24 protein-coding genes and 1 tRNA gene are annotated in these 21290 nt (G+C 56.1%); 9 read left to right on the forward strand and 16 right to left on the reverse strand.

Annotated elements, in window-relative coordinates:
• Window positions 1-64 precede the first annotated feature (64 nt).
• Both ACYCZ5_RS12235 and ACYCZ5_RS12240 read left to right on the forward strand, forming a co-directional pair.
• The gene (locus ACYCZ5_RS12235; RefSeq protein WP_461545079.1) at window positions 65-571 is read left to right on the forward strand and encodes a hypothetical protein; all 507 of its coding nucleotides are present in this window, start codon (window positions 65-67) and stop codon (window positions 569-571) included.
• A gap of 21 nt (window positions 572-592) precedes the next feature.
• Complete coding sequence (locus ACYCZ5_RS12240) at window positions 593-1270, forward strand: hypothetical protein (RefSeq protein ID WP_461545080.1); 678 nt, start codon at window positions 593-595, stop codon at window positions 1268-1270.
• Here the strand turns inward: ACYCZ5_RS12240 and ccoS are convergent.
• From ccoS to ACYCZ5_RS12290, 10 genes are all read right to left on the reverse strand, one after another.
• A complete protein-coding gene (ccoS, locus tag ACYCZ5_RS12245) occupies window positions 1263-1457 on the reverse strand; it encodes a cbb3-type cytochrome oxidase assembly protein CcoS (protein ID WP_461545081.1) in 195 nt (64 codons plus the stop codon). The two genes, ACYCZ5_RS12240 and ccoS, sit on opposite strands and share 8 nt — an antisense overlap.
• Before the next feature lie 7 nt (window positions 1458-1464).
• Window positions 1465-3921 (reverse strand): heavy metal translocating P-type ATPase, encoded by a 2457-nt coding sequence (locus tag ACYCZ5_RS12250; RefSeq protein WP_461545082.1) that lies wholly within the window; start codon window positions 3919-3921, stop codon window positions 1465-1467.
• 13 nt (window positions 3922-3934) lie between these two features.
• Window positions 3935-4447, reverse strand: a complete 513-nt coding sequence (locus ACYCZ5_RS12255; protein WP_461545083.1) for a FixH family protein — start codon at window positions 4445-4447, stop codon at window positions 3935-3937.
• A 12-nt stretch (window positions 4448-4459) separates the two neighbouring features.
• Window positions 4460-5890, reverse strand: coding sequence for a cytochrome c oxidase accessory protein CcoG (gene ccoG / locus ACYCZ5_RS12260; RefSeq protein ID WP_461545084.1), 1431 nt, complete (start codon window positions 5888-5890; stop codon window positions 4460-4462).
• A gap of 158 nt (window positions 5891-6048) precedes the next feature.
• Entirely contained in the window at window positions 6049-6183 is a 135-nt protein-coding gene (locus tag ACYCZ5_RS12265) for a hypothetical protein (protein ID WP_461545085.1), read from the reverse strand.
• A 55-nt stretch (window positions 6184-6238) separates the two neighbouring features.
• The gene (gene ccoP / locus ACYCZ5_RS12270) at window positions 6239-7102 is read right to left on the reverse strand and encodes a cytochrome-c oxidase, cbb3-type subunit III (RefSeq protein WP_461545086.1); all 864 of its coding nucleotides are present in this window, start codon (window positions 7100-7102) and stop codon (window positions 6239-6241) included.
• Entirely contained in the window at window positions 7099-7281 is a 183-nt protein-coding gene (locus ACYCZ5_RS12275; protein ID WP_461545087.1) for a cbb3-type cytochrome oxidase subunit 3, read from the reverse strand. The genes ccoP and ACYCZ5_RS12275 overlap by 4 nt, the downstream gene beginning before the upstream one ends.
• 19 nt (window positions 7282-7300) lie before the next feature.
• Complete coding sequence (gene ccoO / locus ACYCZ5_RS12280) at window positions 7301-8098, reverse strand: cytochrome-c oxidase, cbb3-type subunit II (RefSeq protein ID WP_461545088.1); 798 nt, start codon at window positions 8096-8098, stop codon at window positions 7301-7303.
• Window positions 8099-8112: 14 nt separating this feature from the next.
• Window positions 8113-9546, reverse strand: a complete 1434-nt coding sequence (gene ccoN / locus ACYCZ5_RS12285) for a cytochrome-c oxidase, cbb3-type subunit I (RefSeq protein ID WP_461545089.1) — start codon at window positions 9544-9546, stop codon at window positions 8113-8115.
• A gap of 303 nt (window positions 9547-9849) precedes the next feature.
• Window positions 9850-9923 (reverse strand) — tRNA-Gly (locus tag ACYCZ5_RS12290).
• A gap of 48 nt (window positions 9924-9971) precedes the next feature.
• On the opposite strand from ACYCZ5_RS12290, the gene thiS reads away from it, so the two are divergent.
• The 3 genes from thiS to trmB are packed head-to-tail and all read left to right on the forward strand — an operon-like array spanning window position 9972 to window position 11688.
• Window positions 9972-10175: a sulfur carrier protein ThiS gene (thiS, locus tag ACYCZ5_RS12295; protein ID WP_461545090.1), complete on the forward strand. Its 204-nt coding sequence runs from the start codon at window positions 9972-9974 to the stop codon at window positions 10173-10175.
• A 23-nt stretch (window positions 10176-10198) separates the two neighbouring features.
• On the forward strand, window positions 10199-10993 hold the full coding sequence (locus tag ACYCZ5_RS12300; RefSeq protein WP_461545091.1) for a thiazole synthase: 795 nt from the start codon (window positions 10199-10201) through the stop codon (window positions 10991-10993).
• Window positions 10993-11688 (forward strand): tRNA (guanosine(46)-N7)-methyltransferase TrmB, encoded by a 696-nt coding sequence (gene trmB / locus ACYCZ5_RS12305; protein WP_461545092.1) that lies wholly within the window; start codon window positions 10993-10995, stop codon window positions 11686-11688. The genes ACYCZ5_RS12300 and trmB overlap by 1 nt, the downstream gene beginning before the upstream one ends.
• Here the strand turns inward: trmB and hemW are convergent.
• Genes hemW through ACYCZ5_RS12325 form a run of 4 tightly spaced genes read right to left on the reverse strand, consistent with a single transcriptional unit; the run spans window position 11659 to window position 15016 of the window.
• Window positions 11659-12858, reverse strand: coding sequence for a radical SAM family heme chaperone HemW (gene hemW, locus ACYCZ5_RS12310; RefSeq protein WP_461545093.1), 1200 nt, complete (start codon window positions 12856-12858; stop codon window positions 11659-11661). The genes trmB and hemW overlap by 30 nt on opposite strands.
• Complete coding sequence (gene rdgB, locus ACYCZ5_RS12315; protein WP_461545094.1) at window positions 12855-13445, reverse strand: RdgB/HAM1 family non-canonical purine NTP pyrophosphatase; 591 nt, start codon at window positions 13443-13445, stop codon at window positions 12855-12857. Before rdgB ends, hemW begins: the two co-directional genes overlap by 4 nt.
• Entirely contained in the window at window positions 13442-14158 is a 717-nt protein-coding gene (gene rph / locus ACYCZ5_RS12320; RefSeq protein ID WP_461545095.1) for a ribonuclease PH, read from the reverse strand. The genes rdgB and rph overlap by 4 nt, the downstream gene beginning before the upstream one ends.
• A 54-nt stretch (window positions 14159-14212) precedes the next feature.
• Window positions 14213-15016: a PP2C family protein-serine/threonine phosphatase gene (locus tag ACYCZ5_RS12325; RefSeq protein ID WP_461545096.1), complete on the reverse strand. Its 804-nt coding sequence runs from the start codon at window positions 15014-15016 to the stop codon at window positions 14213-14215.
• A 114-nt stretch (window positions 15017-15130) separates the two neighbouring features.
• Between ACYCZ5_RS12325 and ACYCZ5_RS12330 the strand changes: the two genes are divergently transcribed.
• The 4 genes from ACYCZ5_RS12330 to ACYCZ5_RS12345 are packed head-to-tail and all read left to right on the forward strand — an operon-like array spanning window position 15131 to window position 18990.
• A complete protein-coding gene (locus ACYCZ5_RS12330) occupies window positions 15131-15997 on the forward strand; it encodes a YicC/YloC family endoribonuclease (protein WP_461545097.1) in 867 nt (288 codons plus the stop codon).
• Between the two features lie 9 nt (window positions 15998-16006).
• Entirely contained in the window at window positions 16007-16627 is a 621-nt protein-coding gene (gene gmk, locus ACYCZ5_RS12335; RefSeq protein WP_461545098.1) for a guanylate kinase, read from the forward strand.
• Window positions 16628-16629: 2 nt separating this feature from the next.
• Window positions 16630-16836, forward strand: a complete 207-nt coding sequence (gene rpoZ, locus ACYCZ5_RS12340; protein ID WP_461545099.1) for a DNA-directed RNA polymerase subunit omega — start codon at window positions 16630-16632, stop codon at window positions 16834-16836.
• Window positions 16837-16872: 36 nt separating this feature from the next.
• The gene (locus ACYCZ5_RS12345; RefSeq protein ID WP_461545100.1) at window positions 16873-18990 is read left to right on the forward strand and encodes a RelA/SpoT family protein; all 2118 of its coding nucleotides are present in this window, start codon (window positions 16873-16875) and stop codon (window positions 18988-18990) included.
• 8 nt (window positions 18991-18998) lie between these two features.
• Here the strand turns inward: ACYCZ5_RS12345 and pabB are convergent, their stop codons facing one another.
• On the reverse strand, window positions 18999-20360 hold the full coding sequence (pabB, locus tag ACYCZ5_RS12350) for an aminodeoxychorismate synthase component I (RefSeq protein WP_461545101.1): 1362 nt from the start codon (window positions 20358-20360) through the stop codon (window positions 18999-19001).
• 536 nt (window positions 20361-20896) lie between these two features.
• Window positions 20897-21290, reverse strand: a 394-nt coding sequence (locus ACYCZ5_RS12355; RefSeq protein ID WP_461545102.1) for a histone H1-like repetitive region-containing protein, incomplete at its 5' end; no start/stop codon positions are given.

Raw genomic sequence — 21290 nt, forward strand, 5'->3', positions numbered from 1 at the left:
CGGCTTCCACATTTACTTCCCAAGACCGATACCCCGCAACTTCACTTCAATCCAGAGGCATCCCATGAGCGAAAAATATATTGCCACTCCCGACGAGATCGTGCGTGCCAAGTGGCCACACGAGATATTCCTGATCAATCTGGTGTTCAACCATATCCTGGTATTTGCGTCCACGTTCGGCGTGTTCAGCACCTTTCCGCTGATGGTACTGATCGTGCCCTTCACATCGTTCGCAATCACCGGCTACATCCTCTTCAAGGCGCGCACGATCGCTGCCAGTGATGAAACCGTATTCGTCAAAGCCCACTGGGCACTCGCGCACAAACGCAACTCGCATTTCATGTGGCTGTTAATCGTGGCTTGTTGCGTGATGGCCGGCGGATTATGGCTTTCCAGCGCCATGGGCTGGTCCAAGATCGCGACAATCGCCTTGCTGGGCGGCGTAGGCTTGCTCCCCTTCATGGTTTCTCTGCTGATACTGATCGTGCTGGGCAACGATGCTGTGCATCAAGCCAAGAGCAGCAAGCTTCCCAAGGGGGCGGTCACTTCTAACTCCGCCACTACTGCCTGAACGAATTCAAATTAGAGCGCAATGACAACTGAGAAAAAGATCTACTGGGGCGTCGGAATCTTTTCCGTCGTTATCATTTTCGGCTCCTTTCTGATCCCGGGTGACCGCCCGAACAGAGAGGATCTGCCTTGGCATATCGAACATCCCGCCCCTAACGCGGTGAAGGTGTTCGGAATTACCTTGGGCCAATCCAAACTCGGGGATGCCGAGACGCGCTTCAAGGAAGAGGGTGAACCCAGTCTGTTCAAATCACCGGCGGGCGCATTGTCTGCCGAGCTGTTCTTCGAGCAGATCAATCTGGCGGGCTTGCGTTCCCGCGTGGTGCTAACTGCAGACATTCCGGATGCCGAGCTGAAAGTGATGTACGAGCGTGGTTTGCGCATGGCCGGAACAGGCAGCGGCAAGAAAATCACCCTTACCCCCGATGACATTGCCATTCTGCGCAATTCGCCCATCAGCAGCCTGACCTACATGCCCGGAGTAAGGGTCGATGAAACGCTGTTTCTCAAGCGTTTCGGCGAGCCCGCACAGATCATCAAGGAAGAGAAGCACGGCACCACCCACTGGCTCTATCCGCAACACGGTTTGGATATCACCATGGGCGAGGGCGAGAAGCCGATCTTGCAGTACGTCTCACCCACGGAGTTCGACAAGCTGGTGAAGCCGCTACAAGCCCAAACTGCAACAAGTACTAAGTAGCCTTTTCATCCGCATCCGGCTTTCTGGTCGGATGCGGCATCATGTCTTCGTCGTCATCCATCAGGATGCGCTGCCCGCCCCCTTCCATATCCTCGTATTGCCCTTTCTTCACGGCAATGATCAGTACGATCACAAAGAGGACGCCGAAGAACATCATGCCCGGTATCAAACTGTAGATCACTTCCATATCTGTCTCACTTCCTGAACATTGTGCGTATACGTGCTGCATTACCAATCACGATCAATGAACTGATCGGCATGGTGATCGCAGCCACCAGTGGACTGACCTTTGCCATCATGGCCAAAGGCACCATGATCAGGTTATATACGAATGATAGACCGATATTCTGCTTGATTGTGAGCAAGGTACGCCGCGACAGTTGAGTGGCCTGCAGCACCTTGCTTAATTCATTGTGCATCAGCACGATATCCGCACTATCGATGGACACATCGGTTCCCGATCCCAGCGCGATACCCACATTGGATCGGATCAGGGCAGGCGCGTCATTGACGCCATCTCCCACCATCGCCACGATCTCGCCCCGCTGTTGCAGTCCCTGGATGACCCGATCCTTGTCCTGTGGCATCACCTCGGCGATCACTTCCATCCCGCCCAATTGACTGGCGATGGCTTCTGCCACCGGACGACGGTCGCCGCTCAGCAAAGTCATGCCTATACCGGCCTCACGCAAGGCATCCACCATCAGCTGTGCATCTGCGCGCAACTGGTCTGCCAGTCCGAATATCGCCACATGTCGACCGGCGCAGGCCATATAAACACAACTCATCGCCTGGGACTCCCAGCGATGCGCCTGCGATTGCAATGTCTCGTCAAGCTCCACACCGCACTGTGTCAGCCATCCCGCGCTGCCAAGCCTGATCTCTTGCCCGCCGACCGTAGCGGCGATACCCAAGCCGGCGGTTGCGTGGAATCCATACACTTCGATGGCGCGGAAAGGGTATTGGTGATGTTCCGCAAAATTAACGATGGCGCGCGCAGTGCTATGTTCGCTGTAGCGTTCTGCCGCCGCCGCCTTGGCTATCATCGCCCCGGCATCCACCCCCGCCGCGATCTCGGATTGCGCCACACTCATCTTTCCTTCTGTCAGCGTCCCGGTCTTGTCGAAAACAAAGTGCGTCACCCTGGAGAGGGTTTCCAGCACGAGCCCGTTCTTTACCAGGATGCCATGCTTGGCCCCAAGGCCGGATGCGACCGCGATCGACATAGGTGTAGCCATGCCAAGCGCGCACGGACAGGTGATGATAAGCACAGATGTTGCCGCCATCAGCGCCAATTCAAAGTCTTGCGTGTTCCAGATGAAAAAGGTCACACATGCACACAGCAGCGTCACCAGCACGAACCAGGGCACTATCGTGTCTGCCAGTCGCTGTATAGGCGCTTTCGAAGATTGCGCCTCCTCAACCAGGCGGATGATCTTGGAGAGCGTTGTGTCTTGCAGCTGGCTACGCACTTCAACCAGCAAGGCCCCCGATGTATTGACGGTCCCTGCGGAGACAGTGTCGCCCACACACTTGTTTACCGGCGCCGACTCTCCGCTCAACATCGATTCGTCCACTGCGCTGCTGCCTTCCATTACCACACCGTCGACCGGGACGGTGTAGCCCGGCTTTACCAGCACCTGATCCCCGAGCATCACTGCGCGGATGGGTGTCATCTTTTCCACGCCTTCCTTGATCACCATTGCCACTCTTGGTTGAAGCTCCATCAGGCGCTTGGTTGCTGACAGCGCCTGGTGCCTGAACATACCCTCAAGGTAGCGCCCGATCAAAATGACAAAGGTCAGATTCGTGACGGTGTCGAAGTAGACTTCGCCGTGCTGATTATTGGTCAACGTGACATAGAGTGAGTAAGCAAAAGTGACCGACAATCCCAGCACGATCGGCAGATCCATGGTCAGATGTCCCGCCCTGAGTCCGCCAGCCGCGCCTTTGAAGAAGGGATAACCCGAATAGAACAGCGTCGGCGTTGCCAATAGCAGACCCATCCAGTGGAAAAAGCCGCGGAACTCATCCTGATTGGCACCGCTGTAGAGTGCGATGGCGATCCACATCATGTTCATTGCTGCAAAACCGGCGAAGAACAGCCTGAATAACATGGCGCGATTGGTTTTCTTTATGGCGCCTTCTGCGCTTTCAGGGTCGTAGGGCACCGCCGAGTAGCCGATACGAACCAGCGCTTTGATCAGGTCTGATAACTTGGTCTTGCTGTTATCCCACTTCACGTGCAAGCGCTTGGTTGCCAGATTGACTTCAGCCGAGAGCACACCCGGCACTTTTTTCAGGCCTCTCTCGATCAACCATACGCATGCCGCACAGTGGATACCTTCAACCAATAAGTGGATAGCGCGCGCATCACCCGAGCAAGAAGTGAATTCCTGCTGGACTTCATCGAAGTCGTAGATGTCGATGTCTTTGGGGGGCTCGGGTGGCGGCGCCAGCAAAACACCTTCCGGCGTGCGCTGATAATAGCCCTGCAACCCTGCTTCATAGATGGCGCCGCATACCGATTGACAACCAAAACAGCAAAAATCCCTATGCTTGCCTTCGAGTACTGCCGCGAATTCGGCATCTGCCGGAATCGGCAGGCCGCAATGGAAGCAGCCTGCCGAAACGTTGTTACCGTGGCTCATCGATAGAGCGCTATCAATGAGCCGCCTCTACAACCATGAATCGCTCTGTATCTACTGCGATCTCATCGTTGCCGCGCTTGAGATGAATATGCAATTCCCAGTAGCCCTTTAACGGAAAGCTTACGTAACCCTGATAATTCCCTGCTGCGACTTCTTTGAATGCGGTGATGAAGTCTTTGCTGGCATCCGATGCGCGATATGCCTCTACCTCCATCTCGCCGCTTACAGGCTTGCCGTCCTTGTCCATCACCGATATCTCGTACATCGTAGGCTGTCCTTGGATCAAGGATTTTGGCTTATTGATGGTGGCCTTCCATCCCAATGCTTGTTGCCTGCCCAATTCACTGAGTAACTGTGTATTGCTCTTGCGGTCCTTGGTTTTGTATTCGCGGTCTATCAGCGATGACTGGTCATGTGTCGCGAACCAGATAAAGGCTGCATTGACCGCAAGCACCACCACGATGAGGCCCAGCATGCCAAGTAACCAAGGGTTACGCAGCCCCGATTTGTGATCTTGAGAAATCATCTGTCTGTTCCGTTATTTGTTAGGGCCGTAGAATTTGCTGGTGTACTCAGCAAATACATTTGGATCTTCCACGCTCTCGACTCTGAACTGTATCGGCACGACATCTTTCACGATGTTGGTGGAGGGTGCTTTGACAAAGATCGTAAAGGATGTTTGCCGGCCATGATGTGTCATCGGGCTTTGCTCCGCACCGATGATGATCTGGTCTTTCACGCCACCTTCGGCAGTGACCTTGACTCTGAAGTCCTTGTCGGTTTTGTTCAGTACTTTGAAGTCGAACTTGTTCTGGATGGACCCATCGCTCATCTGTACGTACAACGGCTGACGCTCGTGTACGATCTTCAGCATCATGGAGCCCATATGCGTCAAACCCCATACGATGCCGGCTAGCGCGATCAAAATGATGCTGAGATATACCAGCGTGCGCGGATGCTGATAGATCTTCTTGGCAGGCTGACCTGAGAGTTCGTCCAGCGACGCATAGCGGATCAAACCGCGCGGTTTGTTGATCTTGTCCATCACCACATCGCAGGCATCGATGCAAAGCCCGCAGGTGATACAGCCCAATTGCTGACCGTTGCGGATATCCACCCCTGTCGGACAGACCTGCACACACTGGAAACAGTCGATACAGTCCCCTTGAGGGGCAACTGCCTCGCCTCCCTTGCGGATCTTTCCGCGCGGTTCGCCGCGCGTGTAGTCATAGGTCGGCAATATGGTCTGATTGTCAGTCATCACCCCCTGGATACGGGCGTACGGGCATAGCCAGAAGCAGGTCTGCTCTCTCAGAAAGCCCGCCAGGATGTAGGTTCCAATGAAGAACATGATGAGAACCACCCAGCCCACCATCGGCAATTGCAAATGGATAAGCCTATTCCAATAGTCGAAGGCATCCACAAACCAGATCGAGAAACTGATACCCGTCAGTAACGCAATCAACGCCCAAAGTGTGTGTTTAAGTACTTTCTTGCGCAGCTTATCCAAGCCCCAAGGCGCGCTATCAAGCTTGCGCCTGGCCGTCGGATTCCCCTCTATCTTGTCTTCGAGCCAAGTGAACCAGTCAGTCCATGCAGTCTGGAAGCAGAAATAGCCGCACCACACGCGCGAAGCCACCGAAGTCACGGCGAAGAGCGTCATCGCGGCCACCAGCAGCACCAGCGACAGCATCCATATATCTTGCGGCAACACCGTCAAACTGAAGAAGTGGAACTGATTATGGTCAATGTCAAACAGGATGGCTTGTTTTCCATTCCAGCGCAGGTAAGGAAGCAGAAAGAAAGGCAGCCACAATGCCAGCTGCGCTCTATCCTTAAAAGTGCGGAAGAAGCCCGGCATACGCTTGGCGTGGATGGTTTGCCCACCCGTGTTGACTGTCCAGGTTTCAAACTCGTTATATAGTGTGGTGACTTCACCCGGCTCTTTTTTGCCAACTTCCTGATTCATACCGCCTCCTGAATGCGCATTATGTCGCCTTGTCTACTAGCCAGGCGACCTTTCACGTGCGCGAGATTCTACTGCTATAGCCCATGCAGTTCAGTGATTTTTCATACAAATGAAAAAGGAGGAGAGCGGACTCTCCTCCTTTTTGCATGAAGCCATTGTTAGCGCTTCTCTTTTTCTTTCTCTTCGGCTGCTTTGACTGCGTTGGTATAGGCCTTGTAGAACAGCCATAGCGGAACAATAATTGAACCTACCAGTGCAATGATTACACCCCAAAAAACCATATCCTGATTCATAGCTGCTCTCCTTACGTTATGGCCTGCACAAGTCCCTCATGCAGGCCTCACAAGATTACTGCGCTTGACCACCGCCGAACTTGTAAACATACACAGCCAGCTTCTTGATCTCTGCATCAGACAGCTTGCCGCCCTGGAACGCAGGCATCACTGCCACTCGAGTCTCTGGCGTACCGGCATTCACACCATTTTTGATAGTGTACTTGATGCCTTCGACGGAGCTGTCGAAACGCCACACGCTGTCGGTCAGGTTGGCAGAACCCATGGCTTGCATACCCTTACCGTCTTCACCGTGGCAGGCAGTACAGCCTTTCTCGGCGAACAGCGGCGTAGAGGTCGGCTTGCCGGCTGCAACTGCGTTTGCCAGCGTGTCGATCTCGGCTTCGGACAGCATGTCAGCGTGCGCCATCATCATGCCCTGACGACCGCCTGCAATGGTCTCATGGATAGTGTCGATAGTGCCACCGAACAGCCAGTCATCGTCATTCAGGACAGGTGCGAACAGGCCGAACTTGTCGTGTGTGCCGACTCCGTTGGTGCCGTGACAGGCTGCACAGTTGTCGCCGAACAGCACTTTGCCGGAACGCGTCACGTACTCTGTCAATTCGCTGTCTGCCAGGATTGCAGCAGGCGTCATGTCCTTCAGCTTGGCTTCATACTTGCCGCGCACTTCGTCCACCACGCTCTTGTCAGCTTCCATCTCGCCGATCGCTGTCCAACCACCAAGGCCCTTGGTGAAGTAACCAGCGTTGGAGATCGGGAATGCCGGGTAATACAGCCAGTACACCACACACCAGATCGCGCTGGCTGTCAGGCCCAGCATCCACCACTTGGGCGGCTGATTGATATAGTCACCCAGATCGTCATCCCAGACGTGCCCAGTCGTTGGCACGCTGCTTGCATCGTGTTTGTCGCTCATCTTTTTTCTCCCAATTTGATAGGGTCCTCGTCGTCCAGAGCCATGCGGCTCTGGGCTTCGAAATTTTGCTTATTGGACGGTCGGAACACCATGACATAGGTCACCACCATGCCGATCGCGGCAACCAGGGCAAAGAACACCCCCAGCCAGTCATTGGTCGTCATGGTCTGCACATCCATACCAAGGTGCTCCAACAGTTTAATCACGGTAGTTCACGCCTTCTTCGAACTTGACGTGGTTACCCATGCTCTGCAGGTAGGCGATCAGAGCGTCCAAGTCGGTCTTGCCTTCCAGCTCGGCCGCCGCACCGGCGATATACTCGTCGGTATAGATAGTCTTCGGCACCGGGTTGAACGGCATGATGGTCAGAACCTTCATGGTTTCCACAGTCTCAGCGATGTCCACCTTCTTGTCAGCCAGCCAGAAGTAGTTAGGCATCACGGACTCGGGCACCACATCGCGCGGATACATCAGATGGCGACGATGCCACTCGTCAGAGTACTTGCCTGCCAAACGGGCCAGATCAGGACCGGTACGCTTGGAACCCCACTGGTAGGTGTGGTCGTACATGGACTCTTCAGCGATAGAGTAGTGGCCATAACGGTCTTTCTCGTCGCGGAACGGACGGATCATCTGCGAGTGACACAGGAAACAGCCTTCGCGGATGTAGACGTTACGACCTGCCAGCTCCAGCGTCTTATATGGACGAACGCCGTCACCGGGTTGCCAGTCGTTCAGCGTCTTGCTTGCTGAAGTAGCCGGATTCCAGATGATCTTGTCCATCGGAATGACGTTGCCGTTCAGATCCTTGTGCTGCGTGTTGTTACAAGTAGGATCGTTCTGGCACATCGCCGTGTTCGGCAGATAGAACAGCGGCACGATTTCCACGATACCGCCGATTGCCACGGCGATTGCGGTCAACACGAACATCAGGAGCGTACTGCGCTCTGTCTTGTCCTGAAGTTGTGTCGAGTAGATTTTGTCGTGATCAGACATATTATTCACTCCCCTTATGCATTAGCCGGAACAGCGCTGGCACTGCGTGCAGAACTTGCAGTGCGCACAGTCATCACGATGTTGTACAGAGCGATCCAGGTACCGATGTTGAAGATCAGGCCGCCGATCGCACGCATCGCGTAGTACGGATGCATGGCGGAAACAGATTCAACGAAGGTATAGGTCAGCGTGCCGTACTCATCGTAGTCGCGCCACATCAGGCCCTGCATGATGCCGGAGACCCACATCGCCACGACGTAGACCACGGTACCGATGGTAGCCAGCCAAAAGTGAACGTTCACCAGGCCTTCGGAGTACATCTTCTCCACGCCCCACAGCTTTTTGACCATGTGGTACATCGCGCCGTAGGCAACCATCGCCATCCAGCCCAGAGCGCCGGAGTGCACGTGACCAACAGTCCAGTCGGTGTAGTGAGACAGAGCGTTAACGGTCTTGATGGACATCACAGGGCCTTCGAAAGTGGACATCGCGTAGAACGCCAAAGCCACAACGAGGAAGCGCAGGATGTAGTCGGTACGCAGACGGTCCCAAGCGCCGGACAAGGTCATCATACCGTTCATCGCACCACCCCAGGACGGGATGATCATAGCCAGAGAGACAGCGGCGCCCAAGGAGCCGGTCCAGTCAGGCAAAGCGGTGTACTGCAGGTGGTGCGCACCCAGCCAAACATAGCCGAATGTCAGCGCCCAGAAGTGCAGCACGGAGAGACGATAGGAGAACACCGGACGACCAGCCTGCTTCGGAACGAAGTAGTACATGATCGCCAGGAAGCCACCAGTCAGGTAGAAACCAACCGCATTGTGACCCCACCACCATTGGATCATGGCATCTTGAACGCCAGAGTAGATGGAGAAGGAGTTAGTCATGCTGACAGGGATCGCCATGCTGTTGACCACATGCAGATACGTGATCATCACGATCATGCCCATGGTGAACCAGTTAGACACGTAGATGTGCGAGGTTTTGCGGATGCCGATGGTCATGATGTAGTTGAAACCGTACATCAGCCAGACAACTGCGATCGCGATATCGATCGGCCACTCCAGCTCGGCGTATTCCTTGCCGGAAGTCCAGCCCAGCGGCAGCGTGATCACTGCGGAAACGATGATCAGGTTCCAACCGATGAAAGTTGCCCATGCCAGTCCGTTGCTCCACAACTTGGTAGCGCCTGTGCGCTGCACGATGTAGAAGCCTGTCGCCATCAGTGCACAACCACCGAACGCGAAGATCACGGCGTTGGTATGCAGCGGACGCAGACGGCCGAAAGTAATTTCGGCGATGTCAAAGTTCAGGAACGGCCAAGCCAGCTCCGATGCGACGTACACACCGATGAGCGTACCTACACATGCATAAATGGCGGCAGCGATGGTGAACCAACGCACAACCTCCATATCGTACTTTACTGGTGTCGCTTGATTAGCTTCCACAGTAGTCTCCTCCCCAGAGCGAAATTAAAAATACCAATGCGCCAAGTACCCAAATATTCCTGCGTACCGGACGCACACTTTGTTGCAAACCTACAGCGCGGCAAATTGTCGCAGTGCGAGCGCGACAAGTAAAGCCTAAATTGGTTCCGAGCCAAGCATACCCCACTAAAACCGTCGGGTTGCTTCGCAACGAAAGCGGGGCGGATACTATGAAATTTTGGCAACGCACGATTTGATATAAGTCAAAAAGCAACCTTGCTCGCCGTGCGGATGTTCTCGAGATAATGAGATGGGGACTATGACTGGAGCGGGTGAAGGGAATCGAACCCTCGTCGTAAGCTTGGGAAGCTTCTGCTCTACCATTGAGCTACACCCGCATGGTGTAGAATGCGGCGCGGATTCTAACACGGGCATCATTCAATCAAGTGATCACAGTCAGCATCAACGGCGCAGCACGCCAATTAACCTCAAACTTCAGCATCGCCGCTTTGATCGAAGAGATGGGCCTGACCGGCAAGCGCATCGCGCTTGAACGGAACGGCGAGATCGTCCCGCGTAGTCAGTTCGCCTCTCAAGCACTCGAAGATGGCGATACGCTCGAAATAGTGGCTGCCGTAGGCGGCGGGTAAGCACAATTCTGGAACATATATATATGAATGACACTTTAACCATTGCAGGCAAGCGCTATTCTTCCCGGCTTCTGGTCGGCACCGGCAAATACAAGGATTTCACCGAAACTCGTGCAGCGCTGGATGCCAGTGGCGCCGAGATTGTCACGGTTGCGATCCGGCGCACCAACCTGGGGCAGAACGCCAACGAGCCCAACCTGCTCGACGCCGTGCCACCTTCCAAATTCACCTACCTGCCCAACACGGCCGGTTGCTACAGTGCCGATGACGCGGTGCGCACTTTGCGTCTGGCGCGCGAATTGTTGGATGGCCATTCGCTGGTCAAACTGGAAGTACTGGGTGACCCGCAGTCCCTCTACCCCAATGTGATCGAAACCATTGCCGCAGCCAAAATTTTGGTCGCCGAAGGATTCCAAGTCATGGTCTACACCTCGGACGATCCCATCGTTGCCAAGCAATTGGAAGACATCGGCTGCGCAGCGATCATGCCGCTGGCCTCTCTGATCGGCTCTGGCATGGGTATCCTGAACCCGTGGAACCTGCAACTGATCATGGAGCGCGTGCAAGTGCCGGTTATTGTGGATGCCGGCGTGGGCACTGCTTCCGATGCCGCCATCGCCATGGAACTGGGCTGCGACGGCGTGCTGATGAACACGGCCATTGCCGCCGCGAAGGATCCGGTATTGATGGCTTCGGCGATGAAGAAAGGCGTGGAAGCCGGGCGCGAAGCCTATCTCGCCGGACGCATGCCCAAGAAGCTCTATAGCGCCAGCCCCAGCTCACCAACCGCAGGCATCATCGCTTCGGTTCGTAGCTGATGACTGCGCCTGAAGACTTTCGCCAGCGGCACATTAGAAGCTTCGTCCTGCGTCAGGGCCACCTTTCAGTAGCCCAGCGGCGCGCTGTCGATACGCTGTTGCCGCGCTACGGCATCCCTTATGTGGCACGACCGCTCGATCTGGATCAGGCTTTTGGACGCAGCGCAGCGAAGGTGCTCGAGATTGGTTTCGGCATGGGCGACAGCACGGCGACCATTGCCTCCGCCCACCCCGAGATCGATTATCTGACACTGGAAGTGCACACACCTGGCGTCGGCAACCTGCTCAAGCTGATCGAAGCGCAATCGATAGACAATATCCGCATCATCCAGCACGACGCGGTCGAAGTGCTGCGCGACATGATTCCCGACAATTCGCTGGACGGCGTGCACATCTTCTTCCCCGACCCGTGGCATAAGGCTCGCCATCATAAGCGCCGTCTGATCCAGGCTCCGTTCATAGAGAAGCTGGCACTTAAACTCAAACCCGGTGGATATATCCATGCCGCGACGGACTGGCAGGAATATGCGGAACAGATACTGGATGTCTTTAGTTCTGAGCAACAGCTAGAGAATACTGCTGCCGATTACGCACCCCGCCCTGAATACCGCCCGCTCACCAAATTTGAGCAACGCGGCATACGTCTTGGCCATGGCGTCCGGGATCTAGTTTTCCGCCGCAAGAAAGACCTGTAGCAGATCATTCAGGAAGCGCCGCCCTAGCTCGGTCGGCGCGATGCGCCTCGCCTCGCGCGTCAGCAATCCTTTTTGCTCCGCCCGCCCCAGCTCATGCCGAATCAACAGCAAGGGAAAACTGGTGCGCTCCTGAAACAAGTGCTCTTCGAATCCGCCGTTCAGCCGCAAGGCATTCATCATGAATTCAAAAGCAAGGTCATCCTTGCCCAGCACCTGTTCACTCTGCACCTGCTTTCCATGCACCACACCATCCATGTATGTCTTGGGTTGTTTATGCCGGGCTTGGCGTATCACCCTGTCGTGAAAACTCAGCTTGCTGTGCGCACCCGCGCCGATGCCGAGGTAATCGCCGAATTGCCAGTAATTCAGATTGTGGCGGGAGTGCTTACCAAGTTTGGCGAACGCTGAGGTCTCGTAGTGCTGGTAGCCATGCTCAGCCAATAGTGTTTCGATCCCCAACTGCATCTCGCTACTCGCATCATCGTCCGGCAGTTGGGGTGGGTTGTGTGCGAAAAGTGTGTTCGGTTCCAGCGTCAGGTGATAGCAGGACAGATGTTGCGGGGCAAAAGACAGGGCAGATCGCACATCCAGTAATGCCTCCTCCTGCGATTGGCCGGGCAAAGCGTACATCAGGTCCAGATTGATGTTATCGAAGTGGGTCTGCGCGATATCGATCGCGCGCTTCGCTTCGTCACCTGAGTGGATGCGACCCAAGGCCTGCAGATGGCTATCGTTAAAACTCTGGATGCCGAGAGACAATCTGTTCACCCCGGCTTCGCGGAATGCCGAGAATTTGTCCGCCTCGACCGTGCCCGGATTCGCCTCCAGGGTGATCTCCGCCTCATGCGCCAACGGCAAGCGCATGCGCACCTGTGTCAGCAGATGCGTAAGCGCATCGCCCGATAACAAACTGGGCGTGCCACCACCGATGAAGATGGAGTAGACCTTGCGCCCCCAGATCAAGGGCAATGCCGAGTCCAGATCGCGCAACAAGGCTTCTACGTATTCTCGGTCCGGGATCGTACCCGGCGCCTCATGCGAGTTAAAGTCGCAGTAAGGACATTTGCGTACACACCAGGGGATATGGATGTAGAGCGAGAGGGGCGGCAGCACCCGGAAATTCACCGGCTGCGATTTGATACCGAATGGCTTTAGTGTCTGTGAATTCATGCGCGCGGAAAGCGCTGCATCAACACTTGCAGCGCCTTGGCGCGATGGCTGACCTTTGCTTTTTCGTCATGCGAGAGCTCAGCGGCGGTCTTGCCGAATTCTGGCAGCCAGAACATCGGGTCGTAGCCGAAGCCGCCTTCGCCGCGCTCCTCGTGGAATATATCGCCTTGCCATTCGCCCTCGGCGATCAAAGGCTGCGGGTCATCGGCGTGGCGCACCAACACCAGTACGCAATAATAGTGTGCGCGACGGTTCGCCACGCCCTGCATATCCAGCATCAGCTTCTCATTGTTGCGCGCATCGGATCTCGGGCTGTCGCCTGCATAACGCGCCGATATCACGCCGGGCGCGCCACCCAATGCCTCCACACAGATGCCGGAATCGTCGGCCAGCGCGGGCAAGCCGCTCGCGCGGCTGACATGCCGCGCCTTGGCCAGTGCATTCTCGACGAAAGTGCAGTGCGGCTCTTCCGCCTCGGCGATGCCAAGCTGGGATTGCGTCAGCACCTCGATGCCTAGCGGCGACAACATGCGCTGGAATTCGCGCAACTTGCCAGCATTGTTCGAAGCGATGACCAGCTTGTTCATTGCGCCAAAGCCGTGCGTTGCATCTCGCCCAGTTGCCCGATACCGAGTTTAGCCAGCTCAAGCAACACATCCATCTCCTCGCGTGAGAAAGGATGACCCTCGGCCGTACCCTGCACTTCTACAAAGTGGCCGCTCCCCAGCATCACCACGTTCATATCGGTGTCGCAATCGGAGTCTTCCGGGTAATCGAGATCAAGCACGGGTACGCCTTGGTAGATGCCGACCGAGATGGCCGCGACTGAATCCTTGAGCGGATTCTCTTTGATCAACCCCTGCTGCTGCAAACTGCTCACTGCGTCATGCAAAGCGACATAGGCACCGGTGATACTGGCGGTGCGCGTACCGCCATCCGCCTGGATCACGTCGCAGTCCAGCGTGATGGTGCGTTCGCCGAGCTTGGCGAGGTCAACCACGGCACGCAGACTGCGCCCGATCAGGCGCTGGATCTCTTGCGTACGTCCGGATTGCTTGCCCTTGGCTGCTTCGCGCCCCATGCGACTGCCTGTCGAGCGCGGCAACATGCCGTATTCGGCCGTCACCCAGCCTTCGCCGCTGCCCTTCTTGTGCGGCGGCACACGCTCTTCCACGCTGGCAGTGCAAATGACTTTGGTATCGCCGCACTCGATGAGTACCGAGCCTTCGGCATGTTTGGTGTAGTGGCGGGTAATGCAGATATCGCGGAGTTGATCCGGCTGTCTTTGGCTAGGGCGCATGGCATGAATCCGTGAGAGAAATCGAAGGCGGATTATACCGCCTCGCACGGCGATCTATGCGGGCGCCCCTTCTTCGAGTATCACGCACACCGGCGATTCGGTCGCATGATCCTGCTCTGCCGCACCCAGTCTCGCCACTACGGCCGTGGTGTTGTCGGCACGCGCGCCTTCGCGGTAGATGGCCACATCGATCAATTCGCCCAGTGTGGTTTGCAGATAACTGCTTGCGTGCAACTTGGTCACTTCGGTCTCCTCAAGCGGGCTCCAAAAACCGTCACTGCATAACAACAACATATCACCATCCTGCACGTCGACGCTGGGTGCGACCTCGGCGTAGAACATATCTTCCACCCCACCCAGACAATTGGTTATCTTGTTGCGGTCGGGATGGGTACGCATCTCTTCCGGGCTGATGATGCCCCAATCCGCCCATTGCTGAACGACCGAGTGGTCGTGCGTGACATTCTGCACCGCACCTTGGCGCAACAGGTAAAAGCGCGAGTCGCCCGCATGCGCGAACCATACCTTGCCATCCTGCACCAGCGCCGCCACACAGGTGGTGCCGGGATTCCCGCCCAGATTCTGCTCGCGGGCATAATCGATGATCTCATCGTGACCTGCGCGCATGGTCGCGCGCAAAAACACTTCCGGCTCTTTCACCCGCCCCGACTCCAAACGGCTGAATGCGCGCATGAAGGTGTAGACCGCGATCTGCGCAGCGATCTCGCCATGCAGATGCCCGCCCATCCCGTCCGCCAGCACGAGCAGCAAGGCATCATTGGTATAGGCATAGCCCACACGATCCTGATTGTATTTGCGCCCGCCGATATGGTTGGCTTGGTGGATAGCGAACTTCATTCATTTTCCCGCTGTTTGCCTGCCCGCAACGATGTGCGTGCACGGCGACTGGGCGCAATCGTAATATAATGCGCGCGGTTCAGTCCGTCTTTTTTCCTCCCGCTTGGAGTTTTGATGATTTTCAGCATGACCGGCTATGCCGTAGCCACCGCCGAACTTGATGTCGGCTCGCTCTCGCTTGAGTTGCGCTCGGTCAATCATCGCTATCTGGATCTGCAATTGCGGATGCCGGACGAATTACGCGCACTCGAACCCATGTTGCGCGAGCAGATATCTGCCCAGATCAGCCGCGGCAAGGTCGAATGCCGCATCAATCTCCTCTCTCGCACCTCTGTTCAGCCGGGAAGCGGGATCAATCTTGAGGTCGTCAAACAACTTTCCACTTGGAGCGCTCAGGTGCGCGAGGTGCTCCCTGCAGCGGGTGAATTGACGATCTCCGAAATACTGAAATGGAACGGCGTGACCGAAAGCCCCTCCGTTTCCAGTGAGTCGCTGCATGCCGCTGTAGCAACTGCGCTGCGGCAAGCTTTGCAGGATTTCGCGGCTGCCCGGCAACGCGAGGGGGAGAAACTCGCGAGTTTCCTGCTTGAACGTGTGAAAGGTATAGAAAAGCTGCGGCTGGATGTCGCGCCACGCATCCCCGCTGCCATCGCCGGCTACGAAGTCAAACTGCGTGCACGCCTGCTTGAAGCGCTGGGCAGCGAAGACGACGAACGTGTTCGGCAAGAGATCACTCTGTATGCCAGCAAAATCGATGTGGATGAAGAACTCTCCCGCCTGCACACCCACCTTGCCGAAGTCCGGCGCGTCATAGACAAGGGCGGCATCGTCGGCAAGCGTCTGGATTTCATGATGCAGGAGTTGCACAGAGAAGCCAATACATTAGGTTCCAAATCTGTGGATACAGAAGTCTCGCGTTGCGCGATGGATATCAAATTATTGATCGAGCAGATGCGCGAACAAGTACAGAACATCGAATAGGAGAACAGCATGCCAGGAAGTCTTATCGTCATCAGCGCCCCTTCAGGCGCGGGGAAAACCAGTCTGGTGCACGCCCTGCTCGAACATGACCCGCAGATCGGGCTGTCCGTTTCCTATACGACGCGCGCGCCACGTGACGGCGAGATAGACGGCAAACACTATCATTTCGTCAGTCGAGAGATTTTTCTCGAAATGGCCAAGCGTGGTGAGTTTCTTGAGAGCGCAGAAGTCTATGGGAATCTCTATGGCACTTCCCAAAAATGGATCGCCGAAGAGACCGCCAAAGGTCGCGATATCCTGCTGGAGATCGACTGGCAGGGTGCCGCGCAAGTTCGCAAGATATTCCCCGCTTGCGTATCCATCTTTATCCTGCCTCCCTCGCAGGAAGCCTTGGCGCAACGGCTGAACGGGCGCGGCACGGATGATCCAGGCGTCATCGCCAAGCGCCTCGCGGCTGTGCGTGACGACGTCGCCCATGTCGCTGAATTCGATTATGTTATCATCAACGAAGACCTGAACAGTGCACTGCACGAGCTTGAATCCGTCGTGCTGGCCGCCCGCCTGCGCGGATCGAGACAGATCTCCAGGCACCAGCAACTTATCAACCAATTACAGACACCGGAGAATTGATCATGGCACGTATCACCGTCGAAGATTGCATGGCTTATATACCTAACCGCTTTGAGCTGACACTGGCAGCCGCCTATCGCGCCCGCCAGCTGGCCAACGGTGCCAACCATCTGGTCGAAACCAGCAAGGACAAGCCGACCGTCGTCGCACTGCGCGAGATCAGCGAAGGCAAGGTCGGCATCGAGATCCTGAACCGCGGCATGGCCTGATCCCTTATCCCTGCAGGACCTCAGCGGAGCGAATAAATGTCCCAAGCCGATGCTGAAGCGCTCCTGCAGGAAGTCTCCGCTTATCTCAAGGCGGAAGACGTAACACAGATCCAGTCAGCGCTGGATTTCAGCCACGCTGCCCATGCAGGCCAGATGCGCCAGTCCGGCGCACCTTACGTCACCCACCCCATCGCCGTAGCACGCATCCTTACGCCTTTGCATCTGGACGTGCACGCCATCAATGCCGCTTTGCTGCACGACGTCGTCGAAGACACCTCTGTCACCGTCGAGGAAGTCTCGGAACGGTTCGGGCCCGCCGTGGCGGGTTTGGTTGAAGGCCTCAGCAAGATCGACAAACTGAAGTTCGATACGCTGGAAGATGCCCAAGCGGAGAACTTCCGCAAGATGCTGATGGCGATGGCGCGCGATGTGCGCGTGATCCTGATCAAACTCGCCGACCGTTTGCACAATATGCGAACGCTTGATTCCGTTTCCGCCCACAAAAGTGCGCGCATCGCGCGCGAGACGATGGATATCTATGCCCCCATCGCAAACCGTCTCGGACTGAACACCATCTATCAGGAGCTTGAGGATCTCAGCTTCAAGTATCTGCATCCCAACCGCTACGCCGTGCTCTCCAAGGCACTCAAGGTCGCCCGCGGCAATCGTCGCGAAGTGGTCAGCAAGATACTCGAGTCGATAGGGCAGCGCCTGGACGCCAACCATATCAAGGCCGAAGTCAAGGGACGCGAGAAACACTTGTTCGGCATCTATCAGAAGATGCAAAGCAAGTCGCTGGCATTCGCCCAGGTCCTGGATATTTACGGCTTCCGCATCCTGGTCGACGACATCCCGTCCTGTTACTTTGCGCTGGGTGTTTTGCACAGCCTGTACAAACCTTTCCCGGGGAAGTTCAAGGACTACATCGCCATTCCCAAGGCCAATGGCTACCAGTCGCTGCACACGACCCTGTTCGGCCCATTCGGCACACCGATCGAAGTGCAGATACGCACGCATGAGATGGACAAACTTGCGGAGAGCGGCGTGGCTTCGCATTGGCTGTATAAAGCCAGCGACACCCAGATCAATGAGTTGCAGCAGAAGACTCACCAGTGGTTGCAGAGCCTGCTGGAGAGCCTGGCACAAAGTGGCGACTCGGTCGAATTCCTGGAACACCTCAAGATCGATCTGTTTCCGGACGAGGTCTACGTGTTCTCACCCAAGGGCAAGATCTTCGCCCTGCCGCGCGGCGCGACGACAGTCGATTTCGCGTTTTCCGTACACACTGACATCGGCAATCGCTGCGTGGCCTGCAAAGTCAATTCCGAACTGGTCCCGTTGCGCACCGAGCTGCGCAACGGTGACCGCGTGGAGATCATCACCGCACCGCAGGCGCATCCGAATCCCGCATGGCTGGGATATGTCGTCACCAGCAAAGCGCGCAGCGAGATCCGCCACGCTCTGAAGACCATGCACCTGAACGAATCCGCGCGGCTCGGAGAGCGTTTGCTGTCCCAAGCATTCAGTGCCCTCGGTTTGAAGCTGCAGGACATAGATGAATCGCACTGGGAAAAATTATTGCGCGATACCGGCGTCAAATCGCAGCAGGATATATTTGCCGACATCGGACTCGGACGCCGCCTCAATATGGTGGTTGCCAAACAACTCGCCAGCCTTGGCGACACCATATCCAGCGATGCCTTGGGCAATGCCGTGGTCACCATTCAGGGCACGGAAGGCATGGCAGTGCAATTCGCAAAGTGCTGCCGTCCGATCCCCGGCGACCCTATCATCGGCATCATCAAAAGCGGCCAGGGTCTGATCGTGCACACACATGACTGCCCGACCTTGCGCAAGGGGCGCGGCAGCGAGCAATGGCTGGATGTGATGTGGGACAAGAACATCAGTCGCTCCTTCGATGTCAGCATCAAGCTGATCGTTGCCAACCGGCGCGGCGTTTTGGCAAAAGTGGCTGCGGCGATCGCCGATGCGGATTCCAATATCGAGAACGTGAATTTCAGCAATGAAGGTGAATATACCGCGACCTATTTCACGCTGCAGGTGAACAATCGTCTGCATCTGGCCAACATCATGCGCAATCTGCGCAAGATCCCCGAAGTCGTGCGCATCGCCCGCCTGAAGAACATCGCTTAAACCTGTAACTAACTCGAGAAACGCTTGTAGATCTCCAGCATCACGCTGGCTTTATCAAATGTCTCCTGATATTCCTCGTCGCAACGCGAGTCTGCCACGATCCCGCCTCCGGCCCAGCAGCATATCTCCCCGTCCGAATACACCATGGTCCGGATAGCGATATTGGTATCCATCTGCCCGTCAAAACCTATATAGCCGATGCTGCCGCAATAAACACCTCTGAGATTCGGCTCCAGATGCTCGATGATCTCCATCGCCCGCTGCTTGGGTGCACCCGTGATCGAACCTCCAGGGAAACAGTCTCGCAATACATGCAAGGCATCACGGCCGTCTTGCAGACGGCCCTCGATGGTGCTGACAAGATGGTGCACATTTGCATAACTTTCCAGCTCGAACAGTTTCGGCGTTCGTACCGACCCTGCCTCGCAACTCTTGCTCAAGTCATTGCGCAGCAAGTCGACGATCATCAGGTTCTCAGCGCGATCTTTGGGATTCCGCAGCAGGTCATGCGCCAAGCGCTCATCTTCCTCATTGTCGCACGACCGCGCGCGAGTGCCTTTTATCGGTTTTGTTTCTACCTTGCCCAGCTGGACTTGCAGGAAACGCTCCGGGGACGCGCAGAGTATCTGCGCGAGCGGCCAATCCATGAATGCCGAGTAAGGGGCGGGACTGAGCCTGCGCAATTCCTGGTACGCAGCGAATGCGTCACCCGATGCTTTGGCGGTGAATCGCTGCGCCAGATTGACTTGGTAGCAGTCTCCCTCCAGCAAATATGCTTGCACCTTCTCATAGGCCTGCCTGTATTCGTCTGGCGACATATTGGAGGTGACAGCTTCTTGCACGGAAAATTGCGCGCATCTCTGCTCTGCAGACTGAGCGATCCCTATTCTGTGCAGCACTTGCTCCAGCATGGCTTCGGTCTGGGGATATCTCAAACGCGACACCAATCGCGCCGCCCTTTCCTGATGATCGACGAGTATCGCCCAGTCATAGATCGCAACCGCCATCTGAGCCAACTGCTCTGCGTCTTGCGTGTATTCCGGTGAACGCTGATATCTCCGGGCAAGGTCGTAACTCCAATACCCCAACGCGCCCCCCGCAAACGGAATATCCGGATACAGCTCGACCACTGCCCCCAGTTCAGCGCGAATCAAATCGAATGGGTCGTCACTGGGCTCCAGCATGCCGGATGTTCTGCATATGGTCGTTTGCTCGCCTTGCGTCACCAGTGTGGCGACCGGATTGGCAACGATGATGTCAAAGCGTCCGATATTGCCGCTATCCAGCCATGCAGCCCACGTCCAATCCCGAACCGCCACGAAGTAGGGGCTAGCATCTTCCAGGTAGGGGATGGGTGCGCTATATAACATCAGAGATATGATCCATGACCAGCATTCAGAAAGGAATGATTCAAATGACGAGCGTCATCGTTGCCAAACGAGCAGTCATACGGGCGTATACCCGGAACGCTTGCCTGCACACTTCACGCGCTGCTCACATGGCATGATTCTACAGGGCTGCACTGGATATGTCGGCGCGTGCAGAATCCTCACGCCATCCGCTCGCAAGCGCAGCTGTTCTTAAAATGGACTGATTGCACATGTAGCAAGAAGAAAGACGAACTCCATAGGAGTCCGGTCGAATTACTGTGCCGATCGCGAATGCGAGCAACATCTACGGCATCTGCTCGATGCTCAATGATACGTGCATATCGTCACTGAGCCGCAGGCTCAGAACGCAAAGGACAGCCTTGATATGCGTGGCAATAGCTCACACACGCGGAATCGGCGAAGACTAGCCCCACCGCCGGGCGCATTTAGCCGGCAAGCACCTGCTCGCACATTAAACGTGAATCAGCCCCTACCTATACAACGAGTCGGGGCTGCTTTCACAGCCTCCCGCAGCCTTAGTTAGGCTTGCCGATACCTGGTGTCGGAAAGGGCCAGGTCGCAGCCGGACGTACAGGCGGCGGCGCGGAAGGTGCCGGTGCTGTAACGACTGGAGCTACTACCGGCTTGCTTGCCACCACTGGCTTCTTAGCCACAACCTTTTTAGCAACTGGCTTCTTGGCGGCGACGACTTTCTTCGCTACCGGCTTCTTAGCTGCAACTTTTTTCGCTGCGGGCTTCTTGGCGGCGACGACTTTCTTCGCTACCGGCTTCTTAGCTGCAACTTTTTTCGCTGTGGGCTTCTTGGCGGCGACGGCTTTCTTCGCTACCGGCTTCTTAGCTGCAACTTTTTTCGCTGCGGGCTTCTTGGCGGCGACGGCTTTCTTCGCTACCGGCTTCTTAGCTGCAACT

It is taken from the genome of Sideroxydans sp. (assembly GCF_054604835.1).

Excerpts from the sequence above, each read along its gene's own strand:
- rdgB (WP_461545094.1), bottom strand. The coding sequence starts at position 13,445 with ATGAACAAGCTGGTCATCGCTTCGAACAATGCTGGCAAGTTGCGCGAA.
- ACYCZ5_RS12275 (WP_461545087.1), bottom strand. The coding sequence starts at position 7,281 with ATGGATGTGCAGACCATGACGACCAATGACTGGCTGGGGGTGTTCTTT.
- ACYCZ5_RS12255 (WP_461545083.1), bottom strand. The coding sequence starts at position 4,447 with ATGATTTCTCAAGATCACAAATCGGGGCTGCGTAACCCTTGGTTACTT.
- ccoG (WP_461545084.1), bottom strand. The coding sequence starts at position 5,890 with ATGAATCAGGAAGTTGGCAAAAAAGAGCCGGGTGAAGTCACCACACTA.
- ACYCZ5_RS12235 (WP_461545079.1), top strand. The coding sequence starts at position 65 with ATGAGCGAAAAATATATTGCCACTCCCGACGAGATCGTGCGTGCCAAG.
- ACYCZ5_RS12250 (WP_461545082.1), bottom strand. The coding sequence starts at position 3,921 with ATGAGCCACGGTAACAACGTTTCGGCAGGCTGCTTCCATTGCGGCCTG.
- rpoZ (WP_461545099.1), top strand. The coding sequence starts at position 16,630 with ATGGCACGTATCACCGTCGAAGATTGCATGGCTTATATACCTAACCGC.
- ccoO (WP_461545088.1), bottom strand. The coding sequence starts at position 8,098 with ATGTCTGATCACGACAAAATCTACTCGACACAACTTCAGGACAAGACA.
- ACYCZ5_RS12265 (WP_461545085.1), bottom strand. The coding sequence starts at position 6,183 with ATGAATCAGGATATGGTTTTTTGGGGTGTAATCATTGCACTGGTAGGT.
- pabB (WP_461545101.1), bottom strand. The coding sequence starts at position 20,360 with ATGTTATATAGCGCACCCATCCCCTACCTGGAAGATGCTAGCCCCTAC.
- ACYCZ5_RS12240 (WP_461545080.1), top strand. The coding sequence starts at position 593 with ATGACAACTGAGAAAAAGATCTACTGGGGCGTCGGAATCTTTTCCGTC.
- ACYCZ5_RS12325 (WP_461545096.1), bottom strand. The coding sequence starts at position 15,016 with ATGAAGTTCGCTATCCACCAAGCCAACCATATCGGCGGGCGCAAATAC.
- ACYCZ5_RS12330 (WP_461545097.1), top strand. The coding sequence starts at position 15,131 with ATGATTTTCAGCATGACCGGCTATGCCGTAGCCACCGCCGAACTTGAT.
- ACYCZ5_RS12345 (WP_461545100.1), top strand. The coding sequence starts at position 16,873 with ATGTCCCAAGCCGATGCTGAAGCGCTCCTGCAGGAAGTCTCCGCTTAT.
- hemW (WP_461545093.1), bottom strand. The coding sequence starts at position 12,858 with ATGAATTCACAGACACTAAAGCCATTCGGTATCAAATCGCAGCCGGTG.
- gmk (WP_461545098.1), top strand. The coding sequence starts at position 16,007 with ATGCCAGGAAGTCTTATCGTCATCAGCGCCCCTTCAGGCGCGGGGAAA.
- ACYCZ5_RS12300 (WP_461545091.1), top strand. The coding sequence starts at position 10,199 with ATGAATGACACTTTAACCATTGCAGGCAAGCGCTATTCTTCCCGGCTT.
- trmB (WP_461545092.1), top strand. The coding sequence starts at position 10,993 with ATGACTGCGCCTGAAGACTTTCGCCAGCGGCACATTAGAAGCTTCGTC.
- ccoP (WP_461545086.1), bottom strand. The coding sequence starts at position 7,102 with ATGAGCGACAAACACGATGCAAGCAGCGTGCCAACGACTGGGCACGTC.
- rph (WP_461545095.1), bottom strand. The coding sequence starts at position 14,158 with ATGCGCCCTAGCCAAAGACAGCCGGATCAACTCCGCGATATCTGCATT.
- ccoS (WP_461545081.1), bottom strand. The coding sequence starts at position 1,457 with ATGGAAGTGATCTACAGTTTGATACCGGGCATGATGTTCTTCGGCGTC.